At 55.2% G+C, this 15,446-nt stretch carries 14 protein-coding genes and 1 other RNA gene; 1 reads left to right on the top strand and 14 read right to left on the bottom strand.

The features are described 5' to 3' along the window. Positions 1-56 precede the first annotated feature (56 nt). From typA to O9H85_RS01800, 9 genes are all read right to left on the bottom strand, one after another. Positions 57-1,904 (bottom strand): translational GTPase TypA, encoded by a 1,848-nt coding sequence (gene typA, locus O9H85_RS01840; RefSeq protein WP_269879561.1) that lies wholly within the window; start codon positions 1,902-1,904, stop codon positions 57-59. A 172-nt stretch (positions 1,905-2,076) separates the two neighbouring features. Further along, positions 2,077-2,739, bottom strand: a complete 663-nt coding sequence (locus O9H85_RS01835; protein WP_269879560.1) for a TerC family protein — start codon at positions 2,737-2,739, stop codon at positions 2,077-2,079. Between the two features lie 76 nt (positions 2,740-2,815). After that, the gene (gene thiI / locus O9H85_RS01830) at positions 2,816-4,024 is read right to left on the bottom strand and encodes a tRNA uracil 4-sulfurtransferase ThiI (RefSeq protein ID WP_269879559.1); all 1,209 of its coding nucleotides are present in this window, start codon (positions 4,022-4,024) and stop codon (positions 2,816-2,818) included. Positions 4,025-4,034: 10 nt separating this feature from the next. Continuing rightward, complete coding sequence (locus tag O9H85_RS01825; protein WP_269879558.1) at positions 4,035-5,207, bottom strand: cysteine desulfurase family protein; 1,173 nt, start codon at positions 5,205-5,207, stop codon at positions 4,035-4,037. 85 nt (positions 5,208-5,292) lie between these two features. Next, on the bottom strand, positions 5,293-5,970 hold the full coding sequence (locus tag O9H85_RS01820) for a lytic transglycosylase domain-containing protein (protein ID WP_269879557.1): 678 nt from the start codon (positions 5,968-5,970) through the stop codon (positions 5,293-5,295). A 261-nt stretch (positions 5,971-6,231) separates the two neighbouring features. Next, on the bottom strand, positions 6,232-6,642 hold the full coding sequence (locus O9H85_RS01815; RefSeq protein WP_269879556.1) for a hypothetical protein: 411 nt from the start codon (positions 6,640-6,642) through the stop codon (positions 6,232-6,234). A gap of 17 nt (positions 6,643-6,659) precedes the next feature. Beyond that, the gene (locus O9H85_RS01810) at positions 6,660-6,872 is read right to left on the bottom strand and encodes a DUF1540 domain-containing protein (RefSeq protein WP_269879555.1); all 213 of its coding nucleotides are present in this window, start codon (positions 6,870-6,872) and stop codon (positions 6,660-6,662) included. 54 nt (positions 6,873-6,926) lie between these two features. Beyond that, entirely contained in the window at positions 6,927-8,066 is a 1,140-nt protein-coding gene (locus O9H85_RS01805) for a glycoside hydrolase family 15 protein (protein WP_269879554.1), read from the bottom strand. Positions 8,067-8,198: 132 nt separating this feature from the next. Continuing rightward, positions 8,199-8,699 (bottom strand): YpuI family protein, encoded by a 501-nt coding sequence (locus O9H85_RS01800; protein WP_269879553.1) that lies wholly within the window; start codon positions 8,697-8,699, stop codon positions 8,199-8,201. 228 nt (positions 8,700-8,927) lie between these two features. Here O9H85_RS01800 and O9H85_RS01795 point away from each other — a divergent pair, with 228 nt between their 5' ends. After that, entirely contained in the window at positions 8,928-10,817 is a 1,890-nt protein-coding gene (locus O9H85_RS01795) for a S8 family peptidase (RefSeq protein ID WP_269879552.1), read from the top strand. Positions 10,818-11,007: 190 nt separating this feature from the next. On the opposite strand, the gene rnpB is transcribed toward O9H85_RS01795, so the two are convergent. The 5 genes from rnpB to rpoD form a co-directional block, all read right to left on the bottom strand. Beyond that, an RNA gene (gene rnpB, locus O9H85_RS01790) (RNase P RNA component class A) lies at positions 11,008-11,434 on the bottom strand. Between the two features lie 62 nt (positions 11,435-11,496). After that, a complete protein-coding gene (locus O9H85_RS01785) occupies positions 11,497-12,612 on the bottom strand; it encodes a Nif3-like dinuclear metal center hexameric protein (RefSeq protein ID WP_269879551.1) in 1,116 nt (371 codons plus the stop codon). Then, on the bottom strand, positions 12,588-13,349 hold the full coding sequence (locus tag O9H85_RS01780) for a tRNA (adenine(22)-N(1))-methyltransferase (RefSeq protein WP_269879550.1): 762 nt from the start codon (positions 13,347-13,349) through the stop codon (positions 12,588-12,590). Before O9H85_RS01780 ends, O9H85_RS01785 begins: the two co-directional genes overlap by 25 nt. Continuing rightward, complete coding sequence (locus O9H85_RS01775; protein WP_269879548.1) at positions 13,350-14,183, bottom strand: hypothetical protein; 834 nt, start codon at positions 14,181-14,183, stop codon at positions 13,350-13,352. A gap of 113 nt (positions 14,184-14,296) precedes the next feature. Continuing rightward, a complete protein-coding gene (gene rpoD / locus O9H85_RS01770; protein WP_269879547.1) occupies positions 14,297-15,412 on the bottom strand; it encodes an RNA polymerase sigma factor RpoD in 1,116 nt (371 codons plus the stop codon). Positions 15,413-15,446: the final 34 nt, after the last annotated feature.

Raw genomic sequence — 15,446 nt, 5'->3', positions numbered from 1 at the left:
AAAGGGTGCAAAGAAAGCTCTGAAGGGCTCAGAGCTTTCTCCTGCAGCTATAGAGATTAGACGTTGCTTTCCGCCATCTTACGGTGCTTCTCCGCGCGCTCACGCTCGCTCTTGTTCAAGATCTTCTTGCGGAGGCGGATCGACTTCGGCGTAATTTCGCAATATTCGTCGTCGTTCAAATATTCCAGCGCCTGCTCCATGGAGTAGAGACGAGGCGTCTTCATTTTCACCGTATCTTCCTTGGTTGCGGAACGAACGTTCGTCAATTGTTTTTCTTTGCAAATGTTGACGATGATATCGTTGTCGCGCGTATGCTCGCCGACGATCATCCCTTCGTAAATTTCCGTACCCGGCTCAACGAACAGCGTACCGCGGTCTTCTACGGACAAGATGCCGTAGAGCGTCGACGTACCGGTTTCGCTCGAAACGAGAACCCCTTCGTGACGTCCGCCTACGCCGCTGCCGGCATAAGGACCGTAGCTGTCGAAGGCATGGTTCAAGATGCCGTAGCCACGGGTCAGCGTCAGGAAGTACGTACGGTAGCCGATCAGGCCGCGCGCCGGAATCAGGAACTCCAGACGAACGTTGCCGTTGCCGTTGTTGATCATATTGACCATCTCGGCCTTGCGCGTTCCAAGGCTCTCCATGACGGAGCCCATGCTGTCCTCCGGTACGTCAATCAGAAGACGTTCGATCGGCTCCATCTTTTGTCCGTCGACCACCTTAATGATGACCTCCGGCTTGGATACTTGAAGCTCGAAGCCTTCGCGGCGCATATTCTCGATCAGGATGCCGAGGTGAAGCTCGCCGCGGCCGGATACGACGAAGGCGTCCGGGCTGTCGGTTTCGTCTACGCGCAAGCTGACGTCCGTCTCCAGCTCCTTGAAGAGGCGCTCGCGGAGCTTGCGGGATGTAACCCACTTACCTTCGCGGCCCGCAAACGGGCTGTTGTTCACAAGGAACGTCATTTGCAGCGTAGGCTCGTCGATCTTCAGAACCGGCAACGCCTCAGGATTCGCCGGATCGGCGATCGTTTCGCCGATGTTGATGTCCTTGATGCCGGCGATGGCGATGATGTCCCCTGCCCCTGCCTCTTCAACCTCGACGCGTTTCAAGCCCTGGAAGCCGAACAGCTTCTCTACGCGCGCCTGCTTCGTTTGGCCCTCGCGGTTAATGACTGCGATCGGTTGGCCTTGGCGCACTTTACCGCGGTTCACGCGGCCGATGGCGATCCGTCCCAAATATTCGTTGAAGTCCATCAGCGTCACAAGGAACTGAAGCGGCTCTTCTACGCTTTCCGTTGGGGAAGGAATATGGCCGACGATCGTTTCGTACAGCGCCTGCATGTTGCTTTCCTGCTTCTCAGGATCGGATTCCATGCTGGACGTTCCCATCAATGCGGAGGCGTACACAACCGGGAATTCCAGTTGGTCGTCGTTTGCGCCGAGCTCGATGAACAGATCGAGCACTTCGTCGACCACTTCCGCCGGACGGGCGTTCGGACGGTCGATCTTGTTGACGACGACGATCGGCGTCAAGTTCTGCTCCAGCGCTTTGCGGAGTACGAATTTCGTCTGCGGCATCGTGCCTTCGAAAGCATCTACGACAAGCAGCACGCCGTCTACCATTTTCATAATGCGCTCCACTTCGCCGCCGAAGTCGGCGTGGCCTGGAGTATCTACAATATTAATTAAAAAGTCCTTGTATTTGATCGCCGTATTTTTCGCCAGGATCGTAATACCGCGCTCACGCTCCAGATCGTTGGAGTCCATGGCGCGCTCTTGAATCGCTTCGTTCTCGCGGAATGTACCGGATTGCTGAAGCAGCTTGTCTACGAGTGTCGTTTTGCCATGGTCGACGTGCGCGATAATGGCTATATTGCGAATTTTGTCTCTTGGATGCATAAAGTCACTTAATCCTCTCAAAAGAAATTGGCTGTTTGGTGGCGCTTTCCCAGCCTGTTCACAAAAGTAGCGCCGGACGTAAGCGCCGACGCTACAATTCAAACTTCATTATATAGACAAAAAAGTGAAAACGCAAGGAAAACCCGTATATTTAACACGGGTTTTACAATCCTTACGTGATCTTTGGACGGATGACGAACTTCTTCACAAGACCCGCCGCGATGACGATTGCCGTCGTTACGACCGGAACGACGCTATGCGGGGTCTGCCCGAGCAGCTTCTCATAAACGATGGTATCGGCAGTGAACATTTCCCCGGCCGTGTAGCCGAGAATGCCCGCGCCCAAATAAACGAGAATCGGAAATTTTTTGAGCAGCTTCATCACCAGCGTGCTACCCCAAATAATGATCGGCACGCTAAGTCCGATTCCCAGAATAATGACGGCGATGTCGCCTTCCGCTTTGGCGGCAATGGCGAGCACATTGTCAAGACTCATGATAAAGTCGGCTACGATGATCGTCCTGACCGCTCTGCCGAGCGTGGTCGCTTCCCTTACGTCGGAATGGCCTTCTTCATCGATCAGCAGCTTGATAGCGATCCACAGAAGAAGCAAGGAGCCGGCTGCCTGGATAAAAGGAATTTTCAAGATATAAACCGCGATGATCGTCAAGACGACACGCAGACCGATCGCTCCGAAAGCTCCCCACCATATGGCCTGCTTCCGCTGCGCCACAGGAAGATTTTTACTTGCAAGAGCAATAACGACCGCATTGTCCCCGCTGAGAACCACATTGATCAGCATAATTTCAAGAAATAGCAGCAACCAATCCAACATTGACAGAACCTCCATCCTGAGCTAAAAGGGGGTACAACCGCATGCAAAGCAATACGGGACACGGTCGGACAAAGTTTCAAAAAAAGCCCGCTGTTTCATCCTGCCGCTTCGCGAGGGGATCGATGACGACCGTTTCCGTGCTCTTCACCGCCGCCTCGATCTCCTCCTCGAGCCAGTTCATATGCGATTCGATGCTTCGCACCACCTTCGGATTCGGATTGGTGCTCGGGCTGGGGGGCAGGAACAAGGTACAGCAGTCCTCATAAGGCAGTATGGACAGCTCATAGGTGCCGATCGATTCCGCGATTCGAATAATTTCCTGCTTCTCCATGCAGACGAGCGGCCGGATCAACGGAAGCTGAACCGCGCTGCCGATCGCATTCATGCTGGGCAGCGTCTGGCTCGCCACTTGTCCCAAGCTTTCCCCCGTGACGATGGCGCCGGCTCCGCTGGCCTCAGCCAGCCTCTCCGTGATCCGCATCATCGAGCGACGCAAGAGCGTGATCAGCAGATTCTCGCGATAAGCCCCGTGAATGCGGGTCTGAAGCGATGTAAAAGGAACCATATGCAGCTTGATCGGTCCGGCATAGCCGCATAATTTGGCGAGCAAATCCTTGACCTTCTGCTGGGACCGTTCGCTTGTGTAGGGATAGCTGTGAAAATGAACGGCTTCCAGCGCCAGGCCCTGCCGCATGGCCAAATATCCGGCGACCGGACTGTCAATGCCGCCGGACAGCATCAGCATCGCTTTGCCGTTCGAGCCGTATGGGAACCCTCCGGCTCCGGGCTTCACTTGAGAGTAAAGCAGCGCTTCCGTTTCCCGCAGCTCGATCTTCAGCTCGACATCCGGGCGGTGCACGTCCACCTTCAAATCGGGGAATGCGCGGAGCACCGCACCGCCGATGATCCGGTTCATTTCCTGGGAATCGATAGGGAAATTTTTATTGGCGCGGCGCACGTTAACCTTGAACGTCGCTGGGGCAGGATTCGCCTGCCGCATGATCCGGACAGCCCTTTCCTTCAGCTCCTCCGTATCCAAAGCCGCGGTATACGCGGGACTGAACGACGAGAGTCCGAATATGCGGCGGAGCGGATCGATTAACGCTTCATAATCGGCTCCGCCCAGCCGAAGCACGATTCGTCCGAATTCCCTGTTATATTGAATAGTTCTCCAAGGCCTCAGCGCCCCTCGAACCGTATTCAGTACACTCTTCTCGAAGCGGTGCCGGTTGCGTCCTTTCAATGTCAATTCTCCGAAACGGAGAACGACTTGTTCCGGTTTCATAGTCTCACGATTACCTCCGTCCGTTCGGTTCCGCGGCGCTCGGCTTCAGCGACGCCACCGCGTCCTGAAGCGCGGCGCAGAGCGCATCCGCGTCTTCCAGAGATTGCTGCAGCGTATAGCTGATGCGGATGCCGCTCGAAGCCACGGGCCTCGGCAGACCCATCGCCTGCAGCACCCGGCTCGGCTTGTCTGCTCCGGAGGAGCAGGCGGACCTTGTCGACACACAGATGCCGCGCTGTTCTAAAGCATGCACGATTACCTCAGACTTCATACCCGGGTAAGCGAAATGCACGATGTGAGGCGCCATCTTGCCTGTAGCAGCATCCTTCGGACCGATAAGCACGAGTTCCTCGATTCCCGCAATGCAGCTTACGATACGCTCCCTGATGGCCGTCGTATGTTCCATGAATTGCGGCTGCCGTTCCACTGCTTTGCGGACCGACTTCGCCATGCCGACCAGCGCCGGAACATTTTCAGTGCCCGAACGAAGCCCTCGCTCCTGACCGCCCCCGAGCAGCAAAGGCTCCAGCTCCACCCCGCTGCGGCAATATAGAAAACCGGTCCCCTTCGGCCCGTGAAGCTTGTGCGGCGAGCAAGTCATAAGATCGATGCCGTCCCGTACCGGATTCACCGGCAGCTTGCCGATTCCTTGAACCGCATCGACATGGAACACTACCTTCGGATATTCCCTCAGCAACGCCCCAATCTCGCCGACCGGTTGAATCCGGCCCGTCTCATTATTGACGTGCATGACGCTGACCACAATCGTCTCGTCGGTGAGCGCTTGCCGCACCGCATCGGCCGACACGGCGCCCGAGGCGTCTACCGGCAAATAGGTCACTTTGAAGCCTTCGCTCTCCAGCTTGCGAAACGGCTCATAGACCGAAGCATGCTCGATTTCCGTCGTAATCAAGTGGTTTCCCCGGCTTCGGTAGCGCAGTGCCGCTCCTCGAATCGCCAGATTGTTGCTCTCCGTGCCGCCGGATGTAAACCGGATTTCCTCCGGCCGGCAGCCCAGCGCCTCCGAGATTGTTTCCCTGGCTCTGCGGACCAGAAGCTCGGCGTCGATCCCGACCCGGTGCAGCGACGACGGGTTGCCGTAATATCGGCGCATGACCTCCGCCATCGTCTCTATCACTTCTTCGTCCATTGGCGTCGTCGCCGCATTGTCCATGTAGATCATGGTTGTCCCTCCGCTTCCTTACAAAAACAAGACCAACGTCAAGCCTCTTCACAGAAAGCTTGCATTGGCCTCTTATTGTCTATGCTTATGCTTCATAATGCTGCTTTAGCCGCAGTACTTTGCTCACGTACTGCTGCGTCTCTTGAGGCAATAAGTGCAGCTTTGCCTGGAGATCCGCATCGCTCGCGATGCCGAGCTTCGCCAATCGGCCCGGGCCCCCGTTGTAGGCTGCGAGCGCCGTTGCCTCGTTGCCTCCGTAGATCGCCAGAAGCCGGGATAAGTAACGGGTTCCACCCTCGATATTTTGAGCCGGATCGAACGGATCGTTCATGCCAAGCCCTTGGCCCGTCGAATCCATCAGCTGCATTAAGCCCTTGGCCCCCGCGCCGGAGACCGCCTTCGGATTAAAGGACGATTCGGCGTCGATGACAGCCGTGACCAAGCTGGAGTTAACGCCGAACTTGCGGCTGGCGGCTTGAATAAAAGGCTCAACCGCGGCACGCGCCCCCGCTGCGGCAGCTCCCGGAGCGGCCCCTGCCCCATATGCCGGATGAAGCGGTACAGGTGAAAAGGCCATCTTTCCTTTAGGTGCGTCTTCATTCGGCTTGACCGCAGGTGCGCCTTGCGCCATGAGCTCACCGAGCAAATCGTTGAACACGCCGTCGTCCTCCCGGGACTCCGGCCCATTCGAGGATAAAATTCCCGTCTTGTTCCATACTTGCAGCTGAAGCAGTTCTTTAACCGTCCGGGGATCGATACTCATGGGAAAGACTTGGCTCCTTACTATGTAAAATATTTCATGACGCCCAGCAGGCTACCCCTTCATTGTACACTTTTTCGTCCCGGACAACCACCCCGAATCGCCAAAAAACTTCCATACTCCAGGATAAACGGCTACGCCGTCCTTGTCTTACAAGGACCAGCGCGTTTATCAAGGTTGATGCGAAGCTATAAGTTGCGAAAAACTTATAAATTCTTTTCAACGCAAAAAAACAGGCCCGAAAGCCTGTTTTTTAATGCTGAATCAAGCATAGAGAGGTACAAGAAGAATATATCCCGCCAGCGCAATCAAGCCAAGAACCACCGACCATATGCCCAGCGCACGCTGTCCCCGGAAATACGCTAACGCTCCGAGCGCAATCGAAGCAAAGCCGAGGAAAGTGGGTAAGATGAGCAGGGATAACAAGCCAAGAATCAAGGCCGAATAACCGGCCCATCTGCTTCGCTCCTCTGGAGCGGGATTGTCCTCTTGCCGCACCGGCGTTTCCGGAGCGGCGGTTTCGCGAAGAGGCATATATGGGGCTACCTCCGCGGCATACTCTTCCCAGTTGTCCCCGCCGGATTCCCGGTGCAGCCGATCCTGCTTGAACCGCTTATGCGAAGCATCCTTCGTATCGGATGAAGCCTCCGAAATCTTCCGGTCGATATCGCTCATCCTTCGCCGCTCCCTTCTTACCGCTGCGCTTTACGCTGTTCGAAGGTGTGACAACAGGTATTGCGCACACTGCTCGCCTTGTCTTTGTGGTCTTCAAAGTCCATGGCGAACTCCGTATCGTATCCGACCTGCGCATGCTTGTCGACCTCAATCATGATAGAGGTCGCATGGCAATTGTTGCCCTCGCCCCAATAGTTGCAATTAGACACGCTGCATTTGACTTCTGGCATCGATTATCACCCCCAGCTCAGTTTGCCCGGGCCGGAATACAGATATGCGAATGCTCAGCTCAAATAAAGCCTGTTATATAGCACCAGATACATGGCATGCGACCACAACAAAGGGATGGCGGGCGGACCCCATCGTCTCACCCAATCCTCGTACCCGGACCGATCCGGGAGAGCATCCGGCACCTGCTCCGGCAGCCTTCCGGTGCCGTCCGCTTTCGACGCGATCCAAGCGATGGCACGCTCCGCCGCCGGACGGTCGCCGGAAGCCAGCTGGACCCAGCCGAACCATGCGGTAAGCAGAAGCCACTCTCCTCCTCCGTAATACGAATCCTGCAAGTAACGGCGGACGCCTCCTTGCTCGGTTACCAGATCGCTCTTTATCTTCTCCAGCGTAGCCCTCATAACCGGATGCTCCGGACCGAACACGCCGAACGGCTCGCACAGCCACATCAGGCTGGCGTCTACTCCCGGATTCCCGGTCCGGAAGCTGCCGTTGCCCGGAACGAGCGATTTTACGAACCGCTGCTCCTCGGTCGCAACCGCATGGGACAATAGAAATTCACGAATGTCAAGGCAAGCCTCCTCCAGATCGGCCCGTCGGTCCAGCTCGGTTATGCTTTTTAACCCGCCGTAAATACAAGCCAGCGTCGACGGATGAACCTGATCGTTATGCTCCTCCCAGCAATCGAAATTGGGCAGTTTCCAGAACGTGAGCAAATAATCGACTGTCGTATTCACGCTCTGGCGGTAAGCTTCCGGAAGCTTGTCCTGACCGGCGGCTTTTAAATGCTGCATTAACCCCCACAGCCACGCCCCGTAGCCGTCAAGCTGGAAGTGGCCCCATTCGGAGTGGTCGTCGTCGCGGCCGTCCAGATGATAGCGCGTATGTAAAAACTGCTCCTGCCCGATCCATTCCCCGCGGCGGTGCTTGTCGATCAGCATCCGAACCTGGTCGGCCTTGCCCTGAATAATCCGGTTTACCCAATCGTAGAAGCTTCCTGCGCTTTCAACTTGACCTGCCGTATCCATTGCAAAAGCAATGAAGCTGCCGTCTCTCAACCAGCTGAACGCATAATGCATGAACAAGGGACTTGCCGTATAGCCTCCGGACGGATGCTGATTCCAGCGAATCAGCTTGATACTGTTATCTGCCAGCTCCTTTAGCCGGGGTGAGGTCATATTTGTAATGCTCATAGGTCGGAGTCCTCCTTCCGCATTTTATCCTAAGAAGAGCTCCTTTCGGAGTCTGACTTTATCGCGTTTATAAAAAAAGAGATGCGGCAGCGCACCTCTCCTCTTGACAGTTTATGGTTAACCGAGCCGAAATTATACTTTTTCGCCCTGCATTCTTTTCTGCGTAATGTAATCCGTTTCATAATAAGCCAGGTCTTCGCGGAGATCTTCGAAAATTTTGGACAGCTCGATGGTCAAATCGCGGACGGCACGTATCGGCTTCTTACGGAAGCGGATGGCGTCCTGACCGGTATAAGCGTAACGGCCGTCTTCGGAATAGCATTCGTTCTTCGGATAGAAGAAGTTGTTCACGCTTGTGTGGTATGCTTCGTAAAGCACTTTCTCGGAATATTCCACATTGAAATTAGGGCGTCTCAAAGCAACCCCCAGCTTCTCATAAGTGACTTCGCTGAAAACGAGCAAATGGCGCGTATCCGTTAAATAACCCTTATAAAAATCAAGCATGGCAGCATCATTCTCGGCGTTCAATTGCTGCAGGGAATGTTCATTCAAGAACTGTTCCATCTTGGCGATCGCTTCGCTCAGCTTCGCTCTCGTCGTTTCGCATAAATTTTTGACATTAGACACTGTCATATGAAAAAGACCTCCTCAACTATAAAAGCGGAACGTAATTGGGTGTAATGACCTCTAAGCATATCCTACCACAAAACGAGGGCAAAAGTAATATCTAAAACGCCTAACCGGATTTAGCCTTCCAAAGGATCATCTTTTTCCAGCCTTCCCAATGATTCAACCGGAAGAGTTTCGAAGCCGCCGGGAAATCTAAAGGCACACTGGCATCATTCAGGAGGCAAAGAAACCATGTGGAAACCGATATTGACCTTATCGTTAATCGTGGTCGGGGCGGCACTGCTGTTTCCCCGGGGCGGCAACGCGCCGACGCCGGAATCCGTCTCTCCCGCCGCGGAGATTCGTATGAAGCAGGACACGCTCAATCAGGACGTGGCCCTGACCGATGAACTATGCCGTACGCAGTGCAGCATGGAACTGCGCCGTACGGTGCAGGATTTGAAGGCCCAGCCCAAGGACCAGCAGACTCAAACGCTTAAGCATCTGCAAATGATGCATCCGCATATGGAACAGCTGACCTTGACCGCGCCTGGCCGAAGCTTGTCCGAAGGGAACACGGTCGGCACGCTGAAAGAATCGGTCCGCACTGCGGCGGCCGGACGTCTGGAGGAAGCGAAGCGCCGTGTCGATGCCGGTGCCGAGTATCAATCCGAGCCGTTTCAAGCGGATAGCGGCACTTATTTCGTCCTGGGCGTACCGGCCGGTCAAGGACAAGCAGGGCTGGTCGGCGTCGTACGCCAGCATATTTTGCAGGAAGTGACCGACCATCAGCTGAAAAATTTACGCATCGTTACTTATCCGCGGGAAGGCCGGTACAAGACCGAATCCGTCGACTCTCGCACCCTGGAGAATGTGCAGGTGAATCATCCGGAAGATAACGAGGGCACAAGCCACTATCACAAAAATCAGGTCGTCGTCAGATTCAAACAGGATCCGACGCCGGAGACGCTGAAGCAGATCCGGCAGGAAATCGGCGGGGCCCACGTGCAAAAAATCGGTTACACGTACGTGTTCGAATCGGGCAGCATGGAAGCCAAGCAGCTGATGAGCTATTTCAAAAAATGGAACATCGAATACGCCGAGCCGCATTTTCTTTACTTAACCAATGATGCCGCTCCGAAGGCGACGGGTACAAGCGATACTAGCTCCGTTATCACGCCGAACGACTCGCTCTACCGCAAATACCAGTGGAACCTGCCGATCATTGACACAGAAGCCGGGTGGAACGTAACGAAAGGCTCGAATGATGTCATCGTCGGCGTAGTCGATACCGGCGTCGATTTGAATCATCAGGACCTGAAGGATCAGCTGGTCAGCGGCTTTAACGTCGTGAATCCGGACCAGAAGCCCCAGGACGATGTCGGCCACGGCACGCATGTCGCGGGAACGGTCGGCGCGATCGTGAACAACAATCTGGGCATTGCCGGCATGAGCTGGTACAACCGGATTATGCCGGTTAAGGTACTCGACTCGACCGGCGCAGGCAGCACCTATGCCGTGGCTCAAGGCATTATTTGGGCAACGGACCACGGAGCCAAAGTCATCAACATGAGTCTCGGCAACTATGCCGACGCCCAGTTCCTGCATGACGCCATTAAATATGCCTACGACCGCGACGTGGTGCTGATCGCGGCGAGCGGCAACGACAATACGGACCGCCCGGGCTACCCTGCGGCTTATCCGGAGGTGCTCGCCGTCGCCGCGACCGACGCGCAGAAGAACAAGGCTTCCTTCTCCAACTACGGGGATTATATCGCCGTGGCGGCGCCAGGGGTCAGCATTGCGAGCACCTACCCGCATAATCAGTATGCGGCGCTCTCCGGCACCTCGATGGCGAGCCCCCATGTCACGGCGCTAGCTGCGTTGATCCGGTCCGTCAATCCTTCGCTGAAGAATACCGAAGTCATGCAGATCATGCGGGATACGGCCATGGACATCGGTCCGGCAGGCAAAGACCAATATTTCGGACACGGCCTCATTGATGTCGTCGCCGCGCTGAAAGCCGCACAGCCGGCCGCCCAGCGCACAACTCCGGACACGACTCTGCAGAACCAGCCGCAGCTCCCGGCCGATCAAGGAGCCTCGGGCCTTCAGCGCTGGTTCAATCAAATGTTCAGATAATCAATAACCGTGAACAAGATAAATGGCTGCGCCATCCTTGTCATACAAGGACCGGCGCGTTTATCAAGGTTGATGCGAAGCAATAAGTTGCGAAAATTTATAAATTCTTATCAACCCAAAGCAAAGAACCGCCTCATGAGGCGGTTCTTCCGCATATCCAAGCTATCAAAGCATCCGTGCGAAATGGCTGAAAGAAAGCTTGCCGTAAGCCGGGTTCTGTGCTTCCAGTGGTCATAACGGGCGCCACCCTCCCACCGTTGAAGCGACAATCATCTATCTAGGCCATACATTGCTGCATGGCTCAAGCGACCAACCCGAACGCGCCTCGGGCTAAGGCTGTCTCTCCTCGCGGGAGACTGCGTTCCATTAGGTCTTGCTCCAAATGGGGTTTACCAGGAACGATGTTACCATAGTTCCTCGTGGTCTCTTACACCACGGTTCCACCCTTACCTGTGCCGCTGCGACAAGCGCGTGCGCCGGTCGACGGCCATCGGCGGTCCATTTCTGTGGCACTAGCCTTCAACTCGCGTTGACTGGACGTTATCCAGCATCCCGCCCTATGGAGCCCGGACTTTCCTCTCGCGGCCGAAGCCGCCAGCGATTGTCTGTCAAACTTTCTTTTGCAACAGATGCATTTGCTAGTATACAGCGTATGCGGCAAAAAAACAACTGCCGGATTCTAGGCGAACCGGAAAGGTTCGGTATCGATTCGCGAAGCGACGACCGCAGTCGTCCATTTGCGTTCGGCCAGCTTGCGCTCCAGAATCTCCGCTACGCCGCGCTTCATGATTTTCTCGACGTTATGTCCTGGATCGATCAGGGCAATCCCGGCAGCCAGCGCATCATGGGCCGTATGATAATCGATATCGCCCGTAATCAGCACGTCGGCGCCGGCGAAGATCGCATGTCTCACGTAGCGGGCCCCCGAACCTCCGAGCACCGCAGCTTTGCGGAGCATTCGATCCGGATCGCCGACGATCCGCAGCATCGGAACATCGAATGCCTGCTTCACTTGCTCGCACAATTCTTTCAGCGTTACGGGCTGCGGAAGCTTGCCCGCTCGTCCAAGGCCGAAGGTGCGCGTCTTGAGATCCAGCGGGTACAGATCGTACGCTACTTCCTCATAAGGATGCGCCCTCAGCATCGCTTGAACCGCCTTGCGCTCCACGCTCTGCGGTACGATCGTTTCGATGCGGATTTCCTTCACCGCCTCCAGCTTGCCCTGCTGTCCGATATAAGGGTCCGTCCCTTCCTTCGGCATGAAGGTGCCGGTTCCTTCGATATTAAAGCTGCAGTGGCTGTAATCGCCGATCCAGCCTGCACCCGCCTCGAACAGCGCCTTGCGCACGTTCTCCGCATGATCCTGCGGAGCAAAGACGACCAGCTTCTTCAGCTTGTCCGTATGTACTTCATCCAGCGGCTCCGTCTTCGTCATACCGATAGCTTCCGCCATCATGTCGTTGATGCCGCCGTCCGCCACATCCAAATTCGTATGCGCGATATAGACCGCGATATCGTGCTTGATCAGCTTCTCGTATAGTCTTCCCGCAGGCGTATCCGTTTGGATGTGCGGCAGCGGGCGGAAAATGACCGCATGGTGTGCAATGATGAGATCCGCCTGCTCGCGAATCGCTTCCTCGACGACTTCATCCGTTACATCGAGCGCAATCAGCACTTTCCGGATTTCCTTTGACAGCGTGCCGATCTGAAGTCCGATCCTGTCGTTCTCCACCGCATACGACTTGGGGGCAAACTCCTCCATCAATTGAATTACGGCTTGGCCTTTTGCGTACATTCGAGCACCTCCCCTATTCGCTTCATCTCTTCTCTCAGCGCCGCCAGTTTCTCCTGCGACGCTTCAAGAGACGACTGCTCCAGCTGGCCGCAGACTCGGCTCAGCTTGTCAAGCTCGCGCTCCCATTTGGTCACCCACGCAGGCGATGCCTCTATCACGAAATACGGCCCCATCTTGAGCAGCAGCTCGCGGTCCGCCACAGCGCCTCCGGGCAGCGTGAATGGACTATACAGCTCCTCGCCGGTCACCGTCGTTTCCGCCTGCGGCACGGCGGTCAATATTTCATAAATTTTGCCGTCCTCTTCAAGAATGCGTTCGGAGATCAGCATCCAGCCATGCTCGAGAAGCCAGCCTCGTACGATCGCTTCCCCGACGTTCGGCTGCAGAATCAATCGCTTTACGGCGCCCAGCTTCTCGCGCCCCCGATCCAGGATGGCTGCGATGAGCGCACCTCCCATACCGGCTATCGTAACGACATCGACCTCTCCCGGTGCGACCACATCGAGTCCGTCGCCGAGACGCACCTCTATGATAGAACCGAGTCCCGATTCATTTACTTGTTTGGAAGCGGCCTCAAAAGGACCGTGATTCACCTCACCGGCTATCGCAAGGACGATCTTCCCCTGCCCGGCCAAATACGACGGCAGCAGCGCATGATCCGAACCGATATCCGCGAGCCGGCTGCCGGCCGGAACGTCCTCCGCTATCATTTCCAACCTTCTTGACAATCGCAACATTTAGGCAACCCACTCAGTCCATTTTTTTCGCAGGGCGAAGAGCAAGCTCCCTTCCACGGTCAACTTCGCAAGCAGCATCCACTGCACCGTCCCTTCGCCGTAGCTCTCGGCATACAGCATACCATACAATTCGGGCATATACCAAACCAAAAGGCTCACCAGAAAGAAGACCAGCCCGATTTGGCGGGCCCGTTCGTGGACCATCCAGGCGATCCAGCAAAACAATAGGCTTAGCGGTACCCAGCTGAGCTCCAGCGTCATCCAGCTTAAGGAATTGAGCTGGTAATGAAGCAGCCAGCCGTAGCAGAAAACGAGGCTGACCCATCCGCAAACCTGGAATAAGGCGAAGCGGGCGAGCAGTCCCGTGAGAATCCAAACCAGGCTGTCAAGCACGACGTAAAAAACCATGCGGACCGGCGAATCCAGTCCGTGAATCCTGAGCAAATATACGCCGATGAACAATAAAAAGAGGGATGCCATCCCCAATAGTATTTGCGAAGCCAGTGGCTCCTTGTTCCGCTTATAGCCTCCCAAGCTATATATGAGTGCTAAAAATAAGAGGGAAACCCCGATTTGCATTGGGAATTCAAAAGCGTTAAAATGAAGAGCAGTAAAGGCCAGAACGCCTGTTATGCCGAAGACCAGAACCCAGATTTTCCAGTTGCTGTTTTTTATTTGAGCGGGGGTAATGCCGAGGAATCCGCCGCTTGACGGCTTCTCCTGGCCTTCTTCCAAATAAAGATTGAGCAAGAAATCGCAATAATGCTCCGGAAGCAGTCTGCTGCGGCGCCAATGTTCGATTTCACGGATCACCATTTTTTTCTTATCTTCCAAACGTGTCTCATCTCCCTGCGCCAATTGTTTTCATACATAGCACCATTATCGGTTTAGGGAAAACAAAAAATTAGACCTTCCTGCAACGCTGCAAGAAGGCCGTGAGCTTCATTCTATTCCAAGAAATCTTTAAGCCGCTTGCTGCGGCTCGGGTGGCGCAGTTTCCGGAGAGCCTTCGCTTCAATCTGACGAATCCGCTCGCGGGTAACACCGAACACTTTGCCGACTTCTTCAAGCGTCCGGGTCCGGCCGTCATCCAGTCCGAATCGAAGCCGGAGCACGTTCTCTTCCCGTTCCGTCAACGTATCCAGCACATCCTCAAGCTGCTCCTTCAGCAGCTCGTAAGCAGCTGCGTCCGCAGGTGCAAGCGCTTCTTGATCCTCGATGAAATCCCCAAGATGCGAGTCATCTTCCTCGCCGATCGGCGTCTCGAGTGAAACCGGCTCCTGTGCGATTTTCATGATTTCACGCACTTTATCCGTACTGAGGTCCATTTCCTTCGCAATTTCTTCCGGCGTCGGTTCTCTCCCGAGTTCCTGCAGAAGCTGGCGGGACACTCGAATCAGCTTGTTGATGGTCTCGACCATATGTACCGGGATCCGGATCGTTCTGGCCTGATCCGCAATCGCGCGGGTAATGGCCTGACGAATCCACCAGGTCGCATACGTGCTGAATTTGTAGCCCTTCGTATGGTCGAATTTCTCCACCGCTTTAATCAGACCCATATTCCCTTCTTGAATCAAATCAAGGAAGAGCATACCGCGTCCGACATAACGCTTCGCAATGCTGACCACGAGGCGAAGGTTCGCTTCGGCCAGGCGGCGTTTCGCTTCTTCGTCACCCAGCTCGATCCGCTTCGCAAGGTCCACTTCATCCTCGGCGGACAGCAGAGGAACGCGCCCGATTTCCTTCAGGTACATCCGAACCGGATCATTGATCTTGATGCCCGGAGGCAGCGACAAATCGTCATCGAAATGAAAATCGTCGTGCTCTTGATCGGGATTCATGTCATGATCCTCATCGGATTCATTGCCCACATCGATGCCGTTCTCTTGAAGCTGCTCGAAAAATTCGTCGATTTGCTCCGGATCCTGGTCGAATGGGGCAAGCTTTTCCATAATCTCTTTATACGTCAAGGAGGATCGTTTCTTGCCTTGTTCTATCAACTGATCCTTGACCTGTTCCAACGTCAGCTCTGTCTCTATTTCCGTACGTTGATCGTTCGCCATGTATCGGGCTCCCTCCCCCCTAGAATCCATCCAA

This window comes from Paenibacillus gyeongsangnamensis (assembly GCF_027533625.1).
Taxonomy (GTDB): Bacteria; Bacillota; Bacilli; order Paenibacillales; family NBRC-103111; genus Paenibacillus_G; species Paenibacillus_G gyeongsangnamensis.
Note: the sequence above shows the minus strand (reverse complement) of the source record. Positions and strands in the feature narration are given on the sequence as shown.